Origin of the sequence: Fusobacterium sp. JB019, from assembly GCA_030673965.1 — a bacterium.
GTDB lineage: Bacteria > Fusobacteriota > Fusobacteriia > Fusobacteriales > Fusobacteriaceae > Fusobacterium_B.
In genome coordinates this window covers 26,071-46,904 of the sequence record JAUTCN010000017.1, presented here as the reverse complement: position 1 = coordinate 46,904, position 20,834 = coordinate 26,071, and the positions used below count along the sequence as shown (strand labels likewise).

18 protein-coding genes and 1 pseudogene are annotated in these 20,834 nt (G+C 29.4%); 4 read left to right on the top strand and 15 right to left on the bottom strand.

From position 1 onward, the window contains the following. The coding region (locus Q7K47_08925) for a hemagglutinin repeat-containing protein (protein MDP0507321.1) at nt 1-3,245 on the top strand (3,245 nt) is incomplete at its 5' end. 35 nt (nt 3,246-3,280) lie between these two features. Here the strand turns inward: Q7K47_08925 and Q7K47_08920 are convergent. The 11 genes and pseudogenes from Q7K47_08920 to Q7K47_08870 all read right to left on the bottom strand — a co-directional run bounded on the left by Q7K47_08920 (nt 3,281) and on the right by Q7K47_08870 (nt 13,069). Beyond that, nucleotides 3,281-3,889: a copper homeostasis protein CutC gene (locus Q7K47_08920; GenBank protein ID MDP0507320.1), complete on the bottom strand. Its 609-nt coding sequence runs from the start codon at nt 3,887-3,889 to the stop codon at nt 3,281-3,283. A 165-nt stretch (nt 3,890-4,054) separates the two neighbouring features. Then, a complete protein-coding gene (locus Q7K47_08915) occupies nt 4,055-4,585 on the bottom strand; it encodes a transcription repressor NadR (protein MDP0507319.1) in 531 nt (176 codons plus the stop codon). A 22-nt stretch (nt 4,586-4,607) separates the two neighbouring features. Continuing rightward, nucleotides 4,608-5,459 carry a carboxylating nicotinate-nucleotide diphosphorylase gene (gene nadC / locus Q7K47_08910; GenBank protein MDP0507318.1) on the bottom strand — a complete coding sequence of 284 codons (852 nt, stop codon included), beginning with the start codon at nt 5,457-5,459 and terminating at the stop codon, nt 4,608-4,610. Between the two features lies 1 nt (nt 5,460). Beyond that, nucleotides 5,461-6,675, bottom strand: coding sequence for an L-aspartate oxidase (locus tag Q7K47_08905; GenBank protein ID MDP0507317.1), 1,215 nt, complete (start codon nt 6,673-6,675; stop codon nt 5,461-5,463). Continuing rightward, a pseudogene (gene nadA / locus Q7K47_08900) lies at nt 6,658-7,563 on the bottom strand (quinolinate synthase NadA). The gene Q7K47_08905 and the pseudogene nadA overlap by 18 nt, the downstream one beginning before the upstream one ends. Before the next feature lie 135 nt (nt 7,564-7,698). Then, nucleotides 7,699-8,475, bottom strand: coding sequence for a carbon-nitrogen hydrolase family protein (locus tag Q7K47_08895; GenBank protein MDP0507316.1), 777 nt, complete (start codon nt 8,473-8,475; stop codon nt 7,699-7,701). A 9-nt stretch (nt 8,476-8,484) separates the two neighbouring features. After that, complete coding sequence (locus Q7K47_08890; protein ID MDP0507315.1) at nt 8,485-9,498, bottom strand: biotin-dependent carboxyltransferase family protein; 1,014 nt, start codon at nt 9,496-9,498, stop codon at nt 8,485-8,487. Further along, nucleotides 9,499-10,182: a 5-oxoprolinase subunit PxpB gene (gene pxpB / locus Q7K47_08885; GenBank protein ID MDP0507314.1), complete on the bottom strand. Its 684-nt coding sequence runs from the start codon at nt 10,180-10,182 to the stop codon at nt 9,499-9,501. 9 nt (nt 10,183-10,191) lie between these two features. Then, nucleotides 10,192-11,418, bottom strand: coding sequence for a divalent metal cation transporter (locus tag Q7K47_08880; GenBank protein ID MDP0507313.1), 1,227 nt, complete (start codon nt 11,416-11,418; stop codon nt 10,192-10,194). A gap of 18 nt (nt 11,419-11,436) precedes the next feature. Further along, entirely contained in the window at nt 11,437-12,189 is a 753-nt protein-coding gene (locus Q7K47_08875) for a 5-oxoprolinase subunit PxpA (protein ID MDP0507312.1), read from the bottom strand. Between the two features lie 199 nt (nt 12,190-12,388). Next, nucleotides 12,389-13,069: a TetR family transcriptional regulator gene (locus Q7K47_08870; GenBank protein MDP0507311.1), complete on the bottom strand. Its 681-nt coding sequence runs from the start codon at nt 13,067-13,069 to the stop codon at nt 12,389-12,391. A 253-nt stretch (nt 13,070-13,322) separates the two neighbouring features. Between Q7K47_08870 and Q7K47_08865 the strand changes: the two genes are divergently transcribed. Genes Q7K47_08865 through gltS form a run of 3 tightly spaced genes read left to right on the top strand, consistent with a single transcriptional unit; the run spans nt 13,323 to nt 16,039 of the window. Further along, nucleotides 13,323-13,871 (top strand): HutD family protein, encoded by a 549-nt coding sequence (locus tag Q7K47_08865; GenBank protein MDP0507310.1) that lies wholly within the window; start codon nt 13,323-13,325, stop codon nt 13,869-13,871. A 20-nt stretch (nt 13,872-13,891) separates the two neighbouring features. Next, nucleotides 13,892-14,788, top strand: coding sequence for a formimidoylglutamase (gene hutG / locus Q7K47_08860; GenBank protein MDP0507309.1), 897 nt, complete (start codon nt 13,892-13,894; stop codon nt 14,786-14,788). 27 nt (nt 14,789-14,815) lie between these two features. Next, a complete protein-coding gene (gene gltS, locus Q7K47_08855; protein ID MDP0507308.1) occupies nt 14,816-16,039 on the top strand; it encodes a sodium/glutamate symporter in 1,224 nt (407 codons plus the stop codon). Between the two features lie 81 nt (nt 16,040-16,120). On the opposite strand, the gene Q7K47_08850 is transcribed toward gltS, so the two are convergent. The 4 genes from Q7K47_08850 to Q7K47_08835 are packed head-to-tail and all read right to left on the bottom strand — an operon-like array spanning nt 16,121 to nt 20,770. Further along, entirely contained in the window at nt 16,121-17,197 is a 1,077-nt protein-coding gene (locus tag Q7K47_08850; GenBank protein ID MDP0507307.1) for a BMP family ABC transporter substrate-binding protein, read from the bottom strand. Nucleotides 17,198-17,225: 28 nt separating this feature from the next. Further along, on the bottom strand, nt 17,226-18,179 hold the full coding sequence (locus Q7K47_08845; GenBank protein ID MDP0507306.1) for an ABC transporter permease: 954 nt from the start codon (nt 18,177-18,179) through the stop codon (nt 17,226-17,228). A 3-nt stretch (nt 18,180-18,182) separates the two neighbouring features. Further along, nucleotides 18,183-19,241 (bottom strand): ABC transporter permease, encoded by a 1,059-nt coding sequence (locus tag Q7K47_08840; protein ID MDP0507305.1) that lies wholly within the window; start codon nt 19,239-19,241, stop codon nt 18,183-18,185. Beyond that, entirely contained in the window at nt 19,238-20,770 is a 1,533-nt protein-coding gene (locus Q7K47_08835) for an ABC transporter ATP-binding protein (protein MDP0507304.1), read from the bottom strand. Before Q7K47_08835 ends, Q7K47_08840 begins: the two co-directional genes overlap by 4 nt. Nucleotides 20,771-20,834 lie beyond the last annotated feature (64 nt).

The window sequence follows — 20,834 nt, the reverse complement described above, 5'->3', positions numbered from 1 at the left end:
TAGATGTTGGAAGTATGACAGTTTTAGCTAAAAAAGATGTTAACTTAGAATCTGTAAATATGGATGCTACTAATACTCTTAAATTTATGGCTAAAGAAGGAGATATCAATTCAACTTATGTTCAAGATGAAATTAAAACTTCTGCTGAGCAAGACACAATTTCTGTTGGAGCAGGAGTTAGTTACACTGCTGAAATTTTAAGTCTTGCAGAAACAGTAAAAAAACAAGTAGATTATACTAAAAACTCCGAATATTCTAGTTTTAATGATAAAAATGAATCTGCAACTGCAGGAGATAAAGCTGCTGAAATTGCTGCTAAAACTGCTGAAATGGGAGGTGCAATCTCTAAAGTAGTAGGAGGAAGTATTCTTAGTGGAAGTGTTTCTGTCGGTGTATCTTCAAGTCATTCAGAAAAAACAACTGAATCAAAGAAAGCTTTAGACTCTGAAATTAATGCAAAAAATATCATAATGTCAGCAGAAAAAGGAAAAGTTGACTTAAAAGGTATGCAAATGGAAGCTACTGAAAATTTAGGAATTAAAGCAAATGAATTTAATTTAGAAGCTTCAGAGAGTGAATATAATGAAAAAGAATCTGGATATCAATGGGATGTTACAGTTAGAGGTTTAGCATCTGTTAATGCTTCAAAAGGTGCTGATGTCGGTGCTGAAATAGGATTCTCATCAGCTACAAATAATGCTTATGTAAATTCAAAAACATATAACAATGCAACTCTTAAAGGTAAAAATGTAAACTTAGATATAACAAATAATGCTAATTTAAAAGGTGGAAACATTGAAGGAGAAAATGTAGCTGCAAATATTGGTGGAAATTTAAATATTGAAAGTGTTCAAGATACATTAGAACAAAGATTACATTCTACAAATGTTGATGTTATTACTGGTGTAAGTGTTGATATAACAGGAAAAGTTAGTGGTAGTGCACAAGTTGGTGCTACTTATGGTAATATTCATGAAGATAAGGCTTGGGTTAAAAAACAAGCAGGAATTACAGGTGGAAATGTAAAAGTTGACGTTAAAGGAAATACTAATTTAAAAGGTGGAGTAATTGCAGCAGATGATGGAAACTTAGATTTTTCTACAGGAAGTTTGTCATATGAAGATTTAAAAGATAAGCATGAAAGAGATGGCGGGTACGCTGGAGTTGGAGCTACTTTATCATTTGGAAAATCAGCAAAAGGATTTGAAAAAGGAATTGGAGGAGTAGACGTTAAAGGTGGAAGAGTAGAAGGATTCCATAAAGCTCAAACTGTAAAAGCAACAATAGGAGCAGGAAATGTAACAGTTGGAGGGAAAAAACTAGAAGATACAGGATCTGGAATTAACAGAGATACCGATAATTCTATAGTAACAACTCAAGATAAAAAACATTTTAAATTTGATCTTGATTATACAATTTCACCAAATGATTTTAGAAAAAGTAAAGATAGTAAAACATTAAGAAAAAGAAATGATGGTTCTGATAGTGGTATCGATTCTCCAAGAAACGTTAACCTAAAAAAATCTTCAACAACAACAGAAGTTTCACCTTATAAAATAATTAAAACAGAATCAAGAAAAACTGTTAAAGATATACCTACTAGTAAAACAGTTAGCACTAAAGAAATTTCTACTAGAGTAGGCACTAAAACAACTACTATAAAAAGAGAAGTTGCTGAAATAGGAAAACCAGAAATTGCAACAAAGAAAAATACTTTTATAAAAAAACCTGGAACTGAAAGAATTTTAGATCCTAAAACCGGAAAAGTTCTTACAGATAAAACTGGAAAAGAAATCACTCTAGGAACTTTAGAAAAAAATGCAAAAATTATAAAAGATCAAGAAAATAGAAGATGGAAAGAAACAACAGTTGAACTTAATGACGGAAGAAAATTAGCTTTTAAAGAAAAACAATTAAAAGTAAGTGAAGAAGCTAAGAAAGATGTTGGAGCTATAATCCCAAAAGATGGTTTTAAAACTGACTATAAACATGCTGTCATCCTAACTGAAAATAAAAAACCTATCATAAAAAAAGAGATAGTTGATATGCCTCCTATTTATACTGATAAAAAATCTAATAAGCAATTTACTACAAAAGATTTTGAATCTAAAAAATCATTTAATAAAGATTTAGGAAGAGAAGCTGTAGACATAGGAAGTCATAAATATCTTGTAAAAGATAGTAATTCTGATTTAAAGATAGTTAAAGTTAAGACTTCATTCAAAGATAAACAATATTTAGTTGATCCTAAAACTAAAAAGGAAGTAACTAAAAAAGATTTAGAAAAAGCACCTTATATTAAAGAAATCAATGGAAAAGGAATTAAAATATCAAAAGATAGATACTTCAAACTAAATGATAATAATGAAATTACTATCGTTCAAAAACAAAAAAGTTATTCTATTGAAGGAGAAAATTTTGATAAAAAATTAACTTCTAAAGAATTTAAAGCATTAAAAACTAATCCAGAATTAAATGGTAAGATTATGAAATTAGACAACGGTGATTTATTAGTTTTAAATAAAAATGGAAAAGGTTATGTAACAACTAGAGATACTTTAGAAAGAAAAATTATGAAAGATACCGTTGATACATTAATTAAAGATGCTTTAAATAAAAAAGATTCTACACAATTAAAGAAAATACTTGAATCAAATAAAGATAATTCTTTATTAAGTGAACAAACTAGAAAAGATTACGAGGCTTTATACAAAGGATCAAATAAAAAAGATTTCTTAGAAAAAGTTAAAAATTATGATGAATCTAAAAATTCTAAAAATTACATTGATGATGAAACTGGAAGAATTTTTGATTTAGAAAAAGATAAATTTGCAGAAACTAAAGAATTAAAAGAAGTTATAAGAAAAGATAGTCAAGATGAAGAAATTAGAAAAACTACATATAAAAAAGATAAAGATGGAAATTATCAAAAAATATATGATAGTGTTCCTGTTCACAAAAAATTTAATAAAGAAAAATCAAAAGAAACAAAAGAAACAATAGAAAAGAAAATTAATAAAAATGAAAAACTAGTTATAGATAAAGAAACTGGTGAAGTTAAATACTCCGAAGATAAAATGATTCCTCATTGGAATTTCTTTGAAGGAAAGAAAAACTGGGTAGTTGTTAAAGGTTTCCAAAAATTAATGGAAAAATTTAAAGGTAAAAATAAAAAAGAAGAAGCTTCTCATGAAGAAGTTAACAATATTTTAGTTAATGAAGAAACAGAAACTACTCATCTATAAAAAAAGTAAGACCTATTTATAATAGGTCTTATTTTTTATAATATTTTTCTTCCATGATATTCTGAAGATTTTATTTCCTTGCTAACCTCTTCAAAATTATCCTTTGTTATTTTCCCGCATACTATAATAGGCATATCTTTTCCTGCTGCCTGTATCATTTTATTTAGAATTTCTTTCCCTTCTAAAGCCGTTTCTCCCTTTCCAGAAGATAATATTCTTGAAACCCCAGCTGCCTTTAATTTTGGTATTTCCTTCACTGGATCTTCAATTTCATCAATAGCTTTATGAAAAGTTACCTCTAAAGGACTTGCTAATTCTATGAATTCCTTCAATGTGTCATAATCTATTTCATTTTCATTTTTTAATATTCCTATTACTATTCCATCTACTCCTAATCCCTTACAAAGTTTGATATCTTCTTTCATGATATCTATTTCGTAACAAGAATAAATGAAATCACCCCTCCTAGGTCTAATTAATGAAAAAACTGGAATCTTTAATGATTCTACACATTTTTTTATAGTACCATAAGATGCTGTTGTTCCCCCTTCATCTAGATGATCACAAAGTTCTATTCTGTCTGCTCCTCTACTTTCTGCCATTTTCCCCTGTAAGAAAGAGCCTACACAAACTTCTTTTAACATTGCACCCCCTCCTTAACTATATACGTTATAAATACGATTTCCTACTTCTATTTTACATTAAAATCTATATTTTTGCAATTTTTAAAATAAAAAAGATAAATCTTAGTTTGCCTTAGCATTCATTAGATTTATCTTTCTGTATGATTTTTATATCTTTATATCTTTCTAAAATTTTATTTTTTCTTCAGTTATCAAATATCCTTTTCTATCTAATTCTTCACAAATTAAATCCAAAGTTCCCTCATCCTTAGCTCTTATTGTATGAGAATGTCTTCCAAAAGTTAAGTTTTTAAGAGGTACTGCTTTTCCTGAATTTAATTCTTTTAAAAATTTTTGAACTTCCATTCTATTGCTTATATTTAACTCTGCTCTAAAATGTCCATAAACTTTATGATCAATAAAAACATCTTCCACTATTCCACCCATATCTACAACTGTATTAAGTTCATCTTCAATTTGAGCATCTGTATGGAATACATTTATAACTCTACCAGGTATATCTAAAATTAAATTATGAATCAAATAACCTCTTGAAGTTGAAATAATATTATAATCTAGTGCCCTTAAAAGAGCAATATCTTGGACAATTACTTGTCTACTAACTCCTAGTACTTTTGATAAATGTCCCCCTGATAAAGGCTTTTCAGTTCCTTTAATTAACTCTATTATTTTATCACGTCTTTCATTTCCACCCATAATATCTCCCAACCTTTTTTTACTATATTCTTTGAAGATTTTTTAAAGAAATATCCAGTATTTTAGCTGAATGAGTTAATGCTCCACTGGAAACAAAATCAACCCCACATTTAGCTATTTTCAATATATTTTCTCTTGTTATATTTCCTGAACATTCAGTTTTTGCTCTTCCATTTATAAGTCTTACTGCTTCTTCCATCATATCTTCATTCATATTATCTAACATCATAATATCAACACCAGCAGAAATAGCTTCTTTTACCATTTGTAAATTTTCCACTTCAACTTCTATTTTTTTCACAAAGGAAACATAGTTTCTTGCCATCTCAACTGCTTTTTGTATACTTCCAGCAACTGCAATATGATTATCCTTTATCAACACACCATCTGATAAATTATAACGATGATTATTTCCTCCACCTACTCTAACAGCATATTTTTCAAAAATTCTCATATTTGGAGTTGTCTTTCTAGTATCTAGCAATTTTATACTTGTCCCTTTTAATAATTGTACCATATCATTTGTGTAAGTTGCAATACCACTCATATGTTGTAAATAATTTAAAGCAACTCTTTCTCCTGATAAAATTATTCTTAAATCTCCTTTAATCTCTCCTATTATCTCACCTTTTTTAAGCTTATCTCCATCTTTGAAATTCATTTGAAACTCTATATTTTTATCAAGTAATTTAAAAACTCTTTTAAAAATTTCAATCCCTGCAAGAATACCATCTTCCTTTGCAATAAGTTCCCCTCTTCCTAAAAGATTTTCTCTAATTATTGAATTTGTAGTGATATCCTCAGAAGATATATCCTCTTTTAATGCAAGTAAAATAAGATCATCCACATTTAAATTTTCTGTAACTGTATCCATTCTATTCCCCTTCCCTTAATATTGTTTTATTTTCTATATCTTCCACTGCATTTTTTGAAAAAACTAAAGTTTCAAGCAAAGAATTACTAGCTAATCTATTAGCACCATGAACTCCATTACAACTAGTTTCACCAACTGCATATAAATTTTCCATAGAAGTTTTACTATTTAAATTAACTTCGATTCCTCCCATAAAATAATGTTGAGCTGGAACTACTGGAATCATTTCCTTGTTTGGATCATATCCTTCTTCTCTACATTTTTTTAATATATTTGGAAATCTTTCTTCTAAGCTTATCCCTCTTTTTTTAATAGGTCTCATATCTAACCACACATGTTTTGATCCATCTTTTTCCATTTGAGCAAGTATCTTTTTAGTAACATAATCTCTTGGTTTAAGTTCCTCTACAAATCTTTCACCATTAGCATTATAAAGTAGAGCTCCTTCCCCTCTAACAGATTCTGAAATTAAAAATCTTCTTCCCTTTTCTTCTGAATATAAAGTTGTAGGATGAACTTGAATATAATCTAGGTTCTTTAATCTTATATTATGTTTTTTAGCAATTTCAATCCCGTCTCCTGTTAAATGAGGATAGTTAGTTGAATTTTTAAAATTCCCTCCTATTCCGCCGCAAGCCAAAATAACATTTTTAGAATATACCCTTTGAATTTCACCATTACTATCCTTCATAACAATTCCATAACATATATTGTCTTTTGATATTAAATCAACTAAAGTTGTATTTTCTAATATAGTTGTATTTTTTCTATTTTTCACATTACCTAGTAATTTTCTAGTAATTTCTTTTCCTGTAATATCTTTATGATAAAGTATTCTAGATTTGGAATGAGCTCCCTCTCTAGTATATTTAAATTCATCATTATCTTTTTCAAAACTAACTCCATAAGAAACTAAATCTTCTATAATTTTAGGAGATTTTTTTATCATTTCCCTTACAGAATCCTTATTATTTTTATAATGCCCTGCCTTCATTGTATCTTCAAAAAAGCTATCAAAATCCTTTTCATCCCTAAGAACACAAATCCCTCCTTGGGCTAAATAAGAGTCACTTTCCTCTAATTTTGTCTTAGTAATCATAAGTACTTTCTTATCTTTATCTGCATTTAAAAGAGAAAAACAACCTCCTGCTCCTGTTCCAACAATTATTAAATCATATTCCTCTTTAAATTTATTTTTATCTCCTAATTCTAACATTTTTTCCAAAGAAGAAGATGCTTTTTCTATAATCTCTTTTTCTAATTTTACTTCTGTAGTATCATTTTCCAAAGTATTTAATAATTTATCTATTGTAATTTTTTTCATATTTCTACAATTAAAATCTTCCTTTGCTAAATAAAACTTTTTATTAGGAGCCTTTTCTTTTAATTTATATAATATTCCTGATTCTGTCCCTATAATAAATTCTTCAAAGGGAGAGTTTACAGCAAAATCTATAATTCCAGAAGTACTTCCTATATAATCTGCCAATTTTAAAATTTCATCTTCACATTCAGGATGAGCTAAAAATTTAGCATTAGGATATTTTTCTTTTGCTTGTAAAACCTGTTCTTTTTCTAGGCTTGCATGAACTATACAAAATCCTTTATTAAATATAAAATTCTTATCTGGTATTTTTTTAGATAAATGAGTTCCTAAATTCTTATCTGGTATGAAATATATATTTTTATTAGGTAGAGATTTAACTATCCCTTCTGCATTTGAAGAAGTTACACAAACATCCACTAAAGCCTTAGTTTCAGCTGTTGAATTTATATAAGAAACAACTGCTAAATCATCATATTCTTTTCTCATTCTTTCTATCTCTTGCAAATCTACCATATGTGCCATTGGGCAACTAGCATTTTTTTCTGGTATTAATATTTTTTTATCTGGACTAAGTATTTTTGCACTTTCTCCCATAAAATCAACACCACAAAATACTATTGTCTTTTCCTTTAAATTTTTAGCAACCTTGCTCAGGTAAAAAGAATCTCCTATATAATCTGCAATCTTTTGAATCTCTTCATCCACATAATAATGAGCTAATATTACAACATTTTTTTCTTCCCTTAACCTTCTGATTTTTTCAAGTTTACTTTCCATTTAATTTCTTCCCTCCACTTTATGTTTTAACTGACTATACACCTGTCTTGTCACATACTGAGTATAGCACATTTCTTTTTTTAAAGCAAAGAAAAAAGGAATGAATCTTAACTTAGATTCATCCCTTTACATTTACTATCCTATTGGAATTTCTTTTTTAATCTTATCAATATACTCTAAATCTATATGATAGTATAATATCCCCTCTTTTTCATCTAACATCTTTTCTATATTTCCCCAAGGAGAAGTTACTATAGAATGTCCATAAGAACAATATGAACTCTTTTCATCCCTTGCTGGAGCTGTTCCAACCATGAATATTTGATTATCTAAAGCTCTTCCCTTAAACAAAGTTTCCCAGTGAGCAGGACCTGTTGTCATATTAAAAGCTGCTGGAACAAAAATAACCTTGGCTCCTTCCTTTGCCATCAAAGAAGTTAACTCTTGAAATCTGATATCAAAACAAATCATTACACCCATTTTCCCAAACTTAGTTTGAAAAATAGTAGGAGTTTCTCCCTTTGTTAAGGTATCACTTTCTTTAAATTTTTGTCCCCCTTGAACATCAATATCAAAGAGATGAATCTTTCTATGCTTTCCTATTTTCAATCCTTCTGGAGAATAAATATATGATGTATTATATATTTTTCCATTTTCTCTTTCTGGCATTGATCCAGCTATTAAATAAACCTTATATTTTTTTGCTAAACTAGCTAAAAATCTATCACTTTTTCCATTTTCTTCCTCTGCATAAATGGGGAAATTTTTAGTTTCATAGGGGCAATTAAACATTTCAGGTAGCATGACCAAATCAACATTTTTACTCGCTGCTTCTTTTATTTTTAAAGCTGCTTTTTTCATATTATCATCTTTTTTTTCTAAAACTTTCATTTGAATCAATGCTACCTTCATACTCCACCTCTATTTAATTCTTTCTATTTCCACTTCACAAGTTTTACCATTTAAAATTATTGAAAAAGATTCTTTTTTGCTTCTTATTTCATAAGAGTCTTCAGAAAAAATAAGTTCTTTTTCTTCCCTCATTAATCTTATAGCCTCTTTTTCATCAACTTCTTTAAATTTAACCTTTGTTCCTGGCTTAGCTTGGGCTAATTTAGATAAATCAACTGTTATTACATTTCCAATTTTTGTATATCCACCAGTTGTTTGTCTATCTGCCATCATGATTATAGGTTGTCCGTTTCCTGGAATTTGTATAGCTCCAAAAGTTATTCCATCTGAAATTATATCTGCTCCATCAACATGCTCAACTTCTGGTCCTGAAAGTCTAATTCCCATTCTGTCACCATCTTTAGTAGTAGAATAAGTTTCTCTAAAGAAAGTTTCTATTCCAGCTTTTGTAAAATAATCCTGTTGTTGTCCAAGAATTACTCTTACTTCTATTTCACCTAAAGCTTTAGGAACAAATTCTTCCTTAAGCCCTTTAGTTTCTTTTTTTCCAAGAAGTTCAAATATAGAAAGAGTATCGTTAACCATTAATTTTCTTCCTGAAAATCCACCTATTTTTGCTTTTAAGTTTGTAGATCTACTATTCATTACAACTGGTACATCTATCCCCCCTGAAAAAGCAATATAGTTTCTAAGACCTGATTTACAAAATCCCATCTTTAATTTATCTCCAGCTTTAACTTCATAGGAATTCCATAATTTTATCTTCTCATCATTTAGGAAAACATCACAGTCTCCACCTGTCACTGAAATCAAAGTATCTTTTAAAAATTCTCCTGATATTCCTTTTAAAGTAGTCTCTATAACAGCAGCGTTTTCATCATTTCCAACTAAAAAATTTCCTATTTTAGCTGAATATTCATCCATAACTCCTGAACAAGAAACTCCATATCTTTGATATCCATATCTTCCTAAATCTTGAATGGAACTTAAAAGTCCACTATCTGTAATTTTAAAAGTTTCCATCTAAGCCTCCTTTCCTTTTAATTTTAAGTATTCTTCCTCTGTAATAGCCACAAATTTAATATATTGACCTGCCTTTAAAAGAAAAGGTTTTTCACTATTTGGATTAAAGAAATCTAGTGGTGATCTACCTAATAATTGCCATCCACCAGGACTTTCAATTGGATAAACTCCTGTTTGTTCCCCTGCTATTCCAACTGACCCTGCTGGAATTTTTGTTCTAGGTTCTTTTAGTCTAGGAGTTGCTATTTTCTTATCCATTCCTCCTAAATAAGGGAAACCTGGAGTAAATCCTAGCATGTATACTAAATATTCTCCTGAAGTATGAATTTTTATAACTTCTTCTGTAGTTAAATTGTTATGAGCAGCTATATTTTCCAAATCTGGTCCATATTCTCCACCATAAACAACTGGTATCTCAACTATTTCTTTTTCAATATTTTCTGTATTTTCATGTTCAAAATTACAATTTATTTCAACTATTTCTTTTATCTCTTCAAAAGAAACAATTAAAGGATTATAATAAACTATTATAGATCTATAAGTTGGTAATAAATCTTTAATCCCTTTTATATTTGCATTATCTAAAAATTCTGTTATTTTCTTTAATTTAAAATTGATTATAGGAAATATTTCATTTCCTAATTCTATAACCAAAGATGAATCCCCAGCCTTTAAAAATTTCATAAACTCCCCCTAGTTAAATATTTTCATTATATTTTGTAAAGATAACATTCCTGCATATCCACTAGCTACAACTACTATCCATCCAAGAACAGTTAATAGTTTTGAATGCTTATATTTTCCTACTATTTCTTCTTTTCTAGATCCTAAAAGTACAATTCCTAAAGTTAAAGGTAAGATCAATCCATTTAAAGATCCTGCAAGAATTAATAATACAACTGGTTTCCCAATAAATGCCATTACAACTGTAGAAAAAGCAATAAATCCAATTATAAATTTATTTTCATTTTCCATAACTGTTTTTGATAAAGTTTTTAAGAAAGAAACAGATGTATAAGCTGCTCCAACAATAGATGTTAATGCTGCTGAGAAAATTACTAGTCCAAATATTTTATATCCAACTATTCCTGCTCCTGCTCTAAATGCTGATGCAGGTGGATTAGATGGATCTAATTTAAATCCTGTTGAAACAACACCAAGAACTGCTAAGAACAGCATAACTCTGATTATTGCTGCAACTGATACTCCTAAGATAGAACTTTGATTAATTTTATCTAAATTCTCAATACCTTTTGTATTAGCATCAACAAGTCTATGAGCTCCTGCAAAAGTAATATATCCTCCAATTGTTCCTCCAAGTAAAGTTATTACAGAAAAGCTTAATGCTCCGTAACTTTCTGGTAAGATAGCATCATGTAATGCTCTTCCAACTGGTGGATTAGAAGATATTGCAACATAAGTCATAACAACTATCATCATAGCTCCTAAAACTTTTGTAAGTCTATCCATTATATTTCCCATATCTTTTTGTAAGAATACAAAAGCTCCTAAAGCTCCTGCTAATAACACTCCAACTGTCGTATTCATTCCAAATAATACATTTAATCCTAGAGCTGCTCCACCTATATTTCCTATATTGAAAGCAAGTCCTCCAAGAGCAACTAAAAAGGCTACAAAATATCCAAGTCCTGGAAATACTTTATTTGCAATATCTTGCCCTCTCATTCCTGAAACACAAATAACTCTCCATATATTTAACTGAACAATTATAGTAGCTATTGTAACCATTAATATTGCAAAGGCAAAATTAGAATTAAATCTCTCTGTAAATACCGCTGTTTGAGTTAAAAATCCTGGTCCTACCGCTGAAGTAGCCATAATAAATGCTGCTCCTATTATTGCTCCTTTATTTTTTTTATCCTTCGTTGCATCTATTTTAGCTGTGTTAGTTTTCGTCATTTGTATCCCCCCATTATTTTATAAAGATGATATTTCAATTCCTTCTTTCACAAGTGCTTCTCTTATATTTTTAGCAAATTCCAAAGCTTCTGGATTATCCCCATGGATACATATAGATTGTGGTACTAAATCAATATCTTTTCCATTAATACTTTCAACTTTTCCTTCTTTTACCATTCTAATAACTCTTGATATAGCTAAATCTTTATCATGAATTACTGCACCTTCTAATGCTCTTGAAACAAGAGTTCCATCATCATTATAGGCTCTATCTGCAAATACTTCATTTGCAACTTTAATCCCCACATCTTTTCCTGCTCTTATCATTTCACTATTTGCTAGCCCCATTAAGATTAAACTATCATCAACTTCTTTTATAGCTTCCGCTATAGCTAAAGCAAGATCATAATCCTTTGCAGCCATATTATACATAGCTCCATGAGGTTTAACATGTTGCATTTTTAATCCTTCACTTTTACTAAATGCAAGTAACGCCCCTACTTGATATTTAACATAAGATTTTAATTCCTTTGGTGAGACATTTAAAGTTCTCCTACCAAAACCTACTAAATCAGGAAATCCTGGATGAGCTCCAACTGCAACATTATTCTTTTTTGCTAACTCAACTGTTTTCCCCATAACAACTGAATCCCCAGCATGCCATCCGCAAGCAACATTGGCAGAAGAAATATATTTTAAAACTTCTTCATCCATACCAATTTTGTACACTCCAAAACTTTCTCCTAAATCACAATTTAAGTCAATTTTCATTTTGTAGCCTCCTCAATATTAAAATTTTTACACCCACATGGTTTAAGTATACCCCATGAATTGGATTTTCTGATAAATTTTTTAAGTATTATATCATATAATTTTTAAATAGCAACTCTTTTTTTTATTTTTTTTATATATATACCTTGAATAAAAAAACACCCTCTTTAATTTCAAAATTAAAGAAAGTGTTTGATATCTAAACTAATCTATAAGGAATAGAGAATATTTTTCCATCTGAATATGTTACATTTTTCAGATTAAAAATTATCTGTTCTTTTAAAGTTTGTACAAATTTTGAAGGATAATATCCAGTGGATGACTTTATAAAAGCCTCCTTTTGGATAGGATCTGGATTAGCTAGAGGATAAAATCCAATTATAAAGCATCCTAAAACTTCCATAAATTTCCTTATTTGTTTTATAGTTAACTCTGGAAAAGCTAATTTAATAATGGAAAATAATTCATCCATACAACTACTAAAATTTTCCTTAAATTCTATGAGCTTTTCTTCAGATGCATTCTTTTCAAGTACTGTATATAAAATAGAATACAACTTTAAAAACCTCACATGAGCATTAATTGTTTCTGCCATTATATCTGAAAATTTATCAACTTCTTTTGAAAATTTACGATCAATATTTGCTTTTAAATTTTCTAAAAGTTTTCTAAATTCATCAACTAAAACCAGCAAATAAATCTCTTCCTTAGAAGAAACATATTTATATAAATTTCCTCTTGTGAATTTAGTTTCTTTAGCTATTTCTGCAAGGGTAATATCCAAATATTTTCGTTTATCGAATATTTTTATAGCAGCATCCTTTATCTGCTGCACCCTTATTCTTCTTTGTTCTTCATTTTTAACTCTTTCAAAATCCATACATTACCCCTCGAATGTTTTTCTTATTATAAACTTTGTTTGTTATAATTATAGCATAAATCAGAAAATAAGCAAAACATGTTTCCTATTAATACATACCATTTATTTTTTATATGATAAATCCTCTTTTTCTACAAATTTCTCTTGTTTTTTTAAAAATAAAATGCTATCATAAATTATCTTAGTAACACGGTGTTACTTAGAAAGCTGAAAAATCTATATACAATATAAATTTTATAGAAAGGGTGGTTATATGCTTAAAATATTATCTGAAAACCAAGGAATAATTAGCAAATGGAGCGGTGGTATAACTAAACAACTATATATTTATCCTGAAAATTGCGACTTTAAAAAAAGAGACTTTAAATTCAGAATAAGTACTGCTACTACTGAGCTAGAGGAAAGTATATTTACAAAATTTGATAACATGAATAGGGTTATCTCAGTACTTAAAGGGAAAATGGAATTAAATCATCTGGATCATCATCATATTATATTAAATCCTTATGATATTGATCATTTTTCTGGAGACTGGACAACTAATTCTAAGGGAAAGGTCACTGATTTTAATTTAATTATAAACAATAAGGGCATTGGAGATTTTTATTTTAAAGAAATTGCTAATAATGAAATACATAATCTAAGCTTTAAAAATAGAATCTCTTTTATTTACGCCATATCTGGTGAAATTTTAATTAATGATTCTATTTTAAAAACTGGAGAAATTGCTATTTTTGATGAAGAAGAAATTAATTTTAAATCTGAAAAAGCAAAATTATTTTATGGATATGTAGAAATTTAAAATAAATGGGGGAGGACATTATGAATACATTATGGAATGGAAGATTCGATAGTAACGAAGAAATGGATTTAAGACTTTGGCAAATAATAAAAGATGCTAAAGATATGAAAGAAAACTCTGGTTATTGTTTTGTAGGATATGATACAGATGACGGAGTTAAAAGAAATTTAGGAAGACCTGGTGCTGAAGGTGGATCTGATTCCATTAGAAAAGCTATGCAATCTTTTCCAAAAATTGATGATTTAGAAATTTATGATTATTATAATCTTTCTAATAGAAAATTAGAAGAGGCACAAGAGGAATATTCTAACAAAATAGCTGATGTTATAAATAAAAAGAATTTTCCAATTGGACTAGGTGGAGGACACGATATAGCTTATGGTTCTTACATGGGAATAAGAAAAGCTTATCCTGATAAAAAACTTGGAATAATTAATTTTGATACTCATTTAGATATGAGGCCTTACGAAGATGGAGTTAGCTCTGGAACTTCATTTAAACAAATATTAGATTCTGACAAAAATGCTAAATATTCAATTATTGGATTCAAAAAACAAGGAAATACAAAACGTTTAATTGAAACAGCTAAAAAATATAATTCTTTAATTTTAGATGAAGAAGAAAAAGAAGAAATTATAATTAAAAAATTAAAAGAATATTGTGATAGTGTGGATATAATCTATATCACTTTCTGTATGGATGTGTTTGACGCAGTTTATGCACCTGGAGTTTCTGCTCCAACTATTTTAGGACTTGACCCTAGAAAGGGACAAAGAATTTTTCAAGAAATTCTAGAAACTAAAAAAGTTGTATGTGTTGACTTTGCTGAAGTTAATCCGAATTATGATATAGACATGAGAACTGCTAAATTAGTTGGGGTTTTAATATACAATATGATGTTAAATTCCAAAAAATAAATAATTTAAGTTTAGAGGAGGAAAAATATGAATTTTAGCTTTAATGACCTGGGAATACTTTTTAATTTCGACATGGTTGGAACTGTTGCCATTGGGCTTATATCACTTTACGTTGGAAAAGTTTTAAAGAAGAAACTTAACTTTTTACACAGATTTGGAGTGCCCGCTGCTGTTTTAGGTGGACTTTTATTTGCAATATTTCATTTACTTATAAGAACTACACATATTGGAAGCATCCAATATAACAATGCTTTCCAAACACCATTTATGGTAGTTTTCTTCACCACTATTGGTTTAGGATCTTCAATTGATGGTCTTAAAAAAGGTGGAAAACTTCTAATCTTCTTTTGGCTTTTAAGTGGATTCATGACTCTTATGCAAACAGTTATTGGTGTATCTGTTGCTAAGTTTACTGGAATTAATCCTCTTCTTGGAGTTCTTGCAGGATCTGTTTCAATGTCTGGAGGGCACGGAGCAGCTGGAGCTTTTGGACAAACAGTTGAAGGTTTAGGAGTTACCGGATCTCTTACAATGGCCCTTTCTTCCGCTACTTTTGGACTTGTAGCTGGTGGATTACTTGGAGCACCTTTAGCAATTAGTTTAATAAAAAAATATAAATTAAAACCTAAAGATGTTGTAAATGAAAATGAAGTTGGACTTAAAATAGATATTGATAAAAAAGAAATAAATCTTAATTCTATGTTAAGACATATATCAATGCTTGCTATTATTATGACTGTTGGGATTTCTCTTAGTAATCTTTTAAAACATAGTTTTAACTTAGCTTTACCTTCTTATGTTGGAGCAATGTTTTGTGCAATAATATTCAATAACTTAAATATTAAACATCAGTGGTTTGATATGGATAGAAATTTAATAAATATAATCGGAGAAACTTCTCTAAACATATTCCTTTCAATGGCTTTAATCTCTTTAAAACTTTGGGAATTAGCAGCTTTAGCAGTTCCTATGATTATAATTCTACTTTGCCAAGTTACATTTATGTTCCTTTATACAAGATTTATTGTGTTTAGAGCTATGGGTAGTGATTATGACGCTGCAGTTATGGTATCAGGAATGTGTGGATCTGGACTTGGAGCTACTACAAATGCAATGATTAACATGGGAGAAGTTAGTGGAAGATATGGATATACTGTAAATCCTTATTTAATAATTCCTCTTACTGGGGCATTTCTAATTGATATTTTCCAAATGCCAATCATTATCACTGCAATTAATCTATTTAAATAACTTTAGTATTACCCCTAAGTTGTACTAAAAAATCTCCTTGGATTATTCCAAGGAGATTTCTATTTATATATAAATATCTTTTTATTTAACTAATTCAACTTGTACTTTGTCTACTTTTAAACCTGTTACTTCAGGAATTAAATTTGTTTGAATTTCAATTTCATTATTAGCTATTTTATCATATATCATATCATAATCATCTTTAGTAAATTTCTTAAATCTAGAAGTTTCCATTGGAAGACCTACGTTACCACTTTCAGCACCTAAACGTAACATTTGACCACCTGGGAATTCTCCTTTTTCATATAAATTAAGAATATCATGAACAGATTTTCCTAAATTTTTCATTGAAGAAGTTATTACAGATTCAGATTCACTTGATTGGTCAACGTCAACACCGATCATTGCTTTTCCTGCTGTTTCAGCAGCTTTCATTACAGAGTTTCCTGCTCCACCTGCACAAGCAAATATTACATCAGTATCTCCATTATACCAAGAAGCTGCCTTTGCCATATTTTCAGGAGAAGGTCCAAAACTTCCTAAATAAGTATATTTAATCTTAACATCATCAATTCCTAATTCTTTAGCTGCGTAATCTGCACCTTGAACATATCCATAACCAAAGTTTACAACTGGAGGAACTGCAATTCCACCCATAAATCCTAAATTTCTATATCCATCTTTAACTGCTGCATATCCTGCTAAGAAACCAGCTTGCTGGTCAGCATAGAAAACTGCAACTGTATTATCTTTAATATCATATTTATAGTTTCCTGAATGAGGAGCACCATCTAATATAATAAATTTAACATCTGGATATTCTTGTTGTAAATTCCAAACTGGATTTTCAAATAAGAACCCTGGACAAACAACAACCTTTGCACCACCCTTTATAGCAAGTCTCATACTTGTCATATAAGCTTCATCAGATTTTTCTATTGGCTTATAATATTTTGCTGGTAAATGTTTTTCTTTAGTATAAGCTTGAACACCTTCCCAAGCTCCTTGATTAAATGATTTATCATCTATTGTTCCAACATCTGTTACTAGAGCATATTCATAAACTTTTGTTTTAGAAGCTCCACCTTCTTCTTTTCCACCACAACCTACAAATACAACAGCTAAAATCATTGACATAAAACATAAGATTTTTTTCATACATTCCCCCTTTATATTTTTAATGTAATTAACGGCTTCCTTTATCATATGGTATACCTTCTGCTCTTGGTGCTTGAGATTTCTTAGAAAAGAAAACTAAAACAACTAAAGTAGCAATATAAGGTGCCATTTTATATATTTCATTTGGAATAGGTAAATCTTTTAATATAGGTATTCCTGAATATGTACTTGAAACTGTTTTCATTATCCCAAAGAAAAATGCAGCTATAAATATTTTATTACTTCTCCATTGACCAAATATTAAAACAGCTAAAGCTAAGAATCCATATCCTGCAACAGAGGCATCAAAATTAGTAGATGTTGGTATTACAAAGGCTATTCCTCCTATTCCAGCTAATATTCCTGAAATAAAAACACCTGCATATCTTATTTTATAAACATTTATACCAACAGAATCTGCTGCTTGAGGATGTTCCCCGCAGGATCTAAGTCTAAGACCAAATCTAGTATATTTAATTACAAATGCAGCTACTATAAATATTAAAAAACCAATATATGTAGTTATATAGGCATTTTGAAAAAATAATCTTCCCACTATAGGAATACTTCCAAGTACTGGAACCTTAACTATATGAAACTTATCCACAAATTGAATATACTGAGTTCCACCAAAAGTTCTTGCTATAAATATAGCAAAGGCTGGAGCAAACATATTAAGAGCAGTACCACTTATTACTTGATCTGCCTTTAAATTTATTGAAGCAAAAGCATGGAAAAGAGCAAATACTCCTCCAGAAAGTCCTGCCACAAGAACAGCTAATATTAATAATAATTGTGGATTCATAGCATCATTATAAGAAGATATAAAGAATACACTTACAAAAGCTCCCATTATCATTATTCCCTCTAGTGCGATATTAACAATACCACTTCTTTCTGAATACATTCCCCCTAAAGCCACTATTAAAAGAGGAATGGAAAAAAACATTGTTTGTTGAACTAAAAAATATAATATACTCATAATTTATTTCTTCTCCTCTCTTCTTGTAATTAGTCTCTTTAACACAGCTCTAAATAAAAGTGAAAATGCACCACAATATATAATTACAGAAATTATCATATCAATAACTTCAGGAACATAATTATAAAGTTGTAAATAATTTCCGCCAACTATAATATGAGCTATAAATATTCCAGAGAATAATATTCCAATTGGATTAGAAAGACCAAGTAGGGCAACTGATATCCCACTAAAACCTTCTGGGGCAATTATATCTACAACTTGTAAATATTTCCCACTACCTGCTAGATATAATAAAGCTCCACCAATTCCTGCAAGAGCACCTGCAATTGTCATTGAAAGGGCAATATTTCTTTTTGAATTAATTCCAGCATATTTAGCTGCGTCTTTATTCTGACCACAAGCCTTTAATTCATAACCAAAGGTTGTCTTTTCTAATAATATATACATAAGAATTACAAATAACAAAGCTATAAATATTCCTATATTTAAATTTCTTGCTCTAAACAAAGTATTAAGACCAGCTTTAGGTATTAAAGCTGTGCTTGCAACTGGTAAAGATTGATTTCTTCCAGAATCATATATATTTCTAAAAACTAACATATTAACAAAATACATTCCTATATAATTCATCATTATAGAAGAAATAACTTCATTTACATTAAATCTTGCCTTTAAAATTCCTGGAATAAATCCCCAAATAGCACCTGCTATCCCTGCAGCAATTAAAGCAACTACCCAGTGAACTGGTCCTAAAAAGCTTCCCTTTATTCCAATATAAACTGCAACAAAGGCTCCTAAAGTAAATTGACCAGAAGCTCCTATATTAAACAATCCTGTTTTAAAAGCAAAACCAACTGAAAGACCTGTCATTATTATAGGTGTTGCAAGATAAAGTACCTGCCCCACACCTGATATACCATTTGAAAGTCCTCCTGCTAAAATAGTTTGAAATCCTGCAATTGCATCTTGTGAATTTGTGATAAATAAAATTATTAATCCAAAAACCAAACCAGCAATAACAGCAAGAAGTGAAGAAGCAAAATTAACTAACTTTTTCATTTAACATCCTCCTCTCTTTTAGAACCTGCCATATAAAGTCCTAATTCATTTATTGTTGTTTCCTTTGGATTTTTATTTGCTACAATTTCCCCATCATGCATTACAAGTATCCTATCACTTACATTCATAATTTCATCAAGTTCCATGGAAATTAAAAGAACTGCTTTTCCATTATCCCTTTGTTCTATCAATTGTTTATGTACAAATTCTATGGCTCCAACATCTAAACCTCTCGTTGGTTGAACAGCTATAACAAGTTCTAATTCTCTACTTAATTCTCTAGCTATAATTGCCTTTTGTTGATTTCCACCAGACATTCCTCTAACTATAGATTTTTCTCTACTGCTAGATCTAATATCAAATTTATCAATAAGTTTAACAGCGTAATCTTTCATTCCTTTAAAATTTAAAAAACCATGACTTTGAAACTCTGGTTTATAATAACTTTGAAGGGCTAAATTTTCTTGTAAAGTATAATCTAAAACAAGACCATGTTTATGTCTATCCTCTGGTATATAAGATAACCCATGAAGATATCTTTCTCTAATACTTTTATGAGTTATATCAATATCTTTTAAATATATCTTCCCATTTTTAATTGGAAGTAAACCAGTAAGACCAAAAACAAGTTCCGATTGACCATTTCCGTCAACACCTGCTACACAAACAATTTCTCCTTTTTTAACAGAAAAATTCACATTTTTTACAACTAATTTTTCAGAAAGGCTTGATTTCATTGATAAGTCTTCTACCTTTAACACTGTTTCACCTAATGTTACTTCTTTTTTTTCAATATTAAAATCAACCTTTCTTCCAACCATCATTTCTGACATTTCTTCCTTAGTAGTAGAAGAAACATCTATTGTCCCAATATATTTACCCTTTCTAAGAACAGTACATCTGTCTGCCACTTCTTTTATTTCGTTTAGTTTGTGGGTAATAAATATTAAGGATTTCCCTTCACTTGTAAGTTGCTTCATAATTTTCATAAGTTCTTCTATTTCTTGGGGCATTAACACTGCTGTAGGTTCATCGAATATAAGTATATCATTATCTCTATAAAGCATCTTTAAAATTTCTACTCTTTGCTGCATTCCAACTGTTATATCTGAAATAAGATCATCTGGATTTATTTGAAGCTTATATTTTTCACTTAAAGCTATAATTTTTTTCTTAGCCTCTCCCATTTCTAATTTTCCATTTTTTACAGTCTCCATTCCTAAAACTATATTTTCTACAACTGTAAAATTATGAACTAATTTAAAATGTTGATGAACCATTCCAATACCCAGTCTATTTGCATCATTTGGATTGTTAATATTTACCTTTTCACCATTGATCTTTATTTCACCATATTCTGGCTGATATAGACCAAATAAAACACTCATAAGAGTTGATTTTCCTGCTCCATTTTCTCCCAAAAGAGCATGAATTTCTCCCTTTTCTACTTTTAAAGTTATATCATCATTAGCTTTAAAAGTTCCAAATATTTTAGTTATGTTATTCATCTCTATTACATATTTTGACAAATTTTTCACCTACCCTATCTGTTTTTTCCCTTCTAAGCTAATTATACCATATAAATAAAAGAAT

Excerpts from the sequence above, each read along its gene's own strand:
- Q7K47_08890 (MDP0507315.1), bottom strand. The coding sequence starts at position 9,498 with ATGGAAACTTTTAAAATTACAGATAGTGGACTTTTAAGTTCCATTCAA.
- Q7K47_08895 (MDP0507316.1), bottom strand. The coding sequence starts at position 8,475 with ATGAAGGTAGCATTGATTCAAATGAAAGTTTTAGAAAAAAAAGATGAT.
- Q7K47_08870 (MDP0507311.1), bottom strand. The coding sequence starts at position 13,069 with ATGGATTTTGAAAGAGTTAAAAATGAAGAACAAAGAAGAATAAGGGTG.
- Q7K47_08850 (MDP0507307.1), bottom strand. The coding sequence starts at position 17,197 with ATGAAAAAAATCTTATGTTTTATGTCAATGATTTTAGCTGTTGTATTT.
- Q7K47_08865 (MDP0507310.1), top strand. The coding sequence starts at position 13,323 with ATGCTTAAAATATTATCTGAAAACCAAGGAATAATTAGCAAATGGAGC.
- Q7K47_08915 (MDP0507319.1), bottom strand. The coding sequence starts at position 4,585 with ATGGGTGGAAATGAAAGACGTGATAAAATAATAGAGTTAATTAAAGGA.
- Q7K47_08840 (MDP0507305.1), bottom strand. The coding sequence starts at position 19,241 with ATGAAAAAGTTAGTTAATTTTGCTTCTTCACTTCTTGCTGTTATTGCT.
- hutG (MDP0507309.1), top strand. The coding sequence starts at position 13,892 with ATGAATACATTATGGAATGGAAGATTCGATAGTAACGAAGAAATGGAT.
- Q7K47_08875 (MDP0507312.1), bottom strand. The coding sequence starts at position 12,189 with ATGAAAATTGACTTAAATTGTGATTTAGGAGAAAGTTTTGGAGTGTAC.
- nadC (MDP0507318.1), bottom strand. The coding sequence starts at position 5,459 with ATGGATACAGTTACAGAAAATTTAAATGTGGATGATCTTATTTTACTT.
- Q7K47_08920 (MDP0507320.1), bottom strand. The coding sequence starts at position 3,889 with ATGTTAAAAGAAGTTTGTGTAGGCTCTTTCTTACAGGGGAAAATGGCA.
- Q7K47_08845 (MDP0507306.1), bottom strand. The coding sequence starts at position 18,179 with ATGAGTATATTATATTTTTTAGTTCAACAAACAATGTTTTTTTCCATT.
- Q7K47_08880 (MDP0507313.1), bottom strand. The coding sequence starts at position 11,418 with ATGACGAAAACTAACACAGCTAAAATAGATGCAACGAAGGATAAAAAA.
- gltS (MDP0507308.1), top strand. The coding sequence starts at position 14,816 with ATGAATTTTAGCTTTAATGACCTGGGAATACTTTTTAATTTCGACATG.
- Q7K47_08905 (MDP0507317.1), bottom strand. The coding sequence starts at position 6,675 with ATGTTAGAATTAGGAGATAAAAATAAATTTAAAGAGGAATATGATTTA.
- pxpB (MDP0507314.1), bottom strand. The coding sequence starts at position 10,182 with ATGAAATTTTTAAAGGCTGGGGATTCATCTTTGGTTATAGAATTAGGA.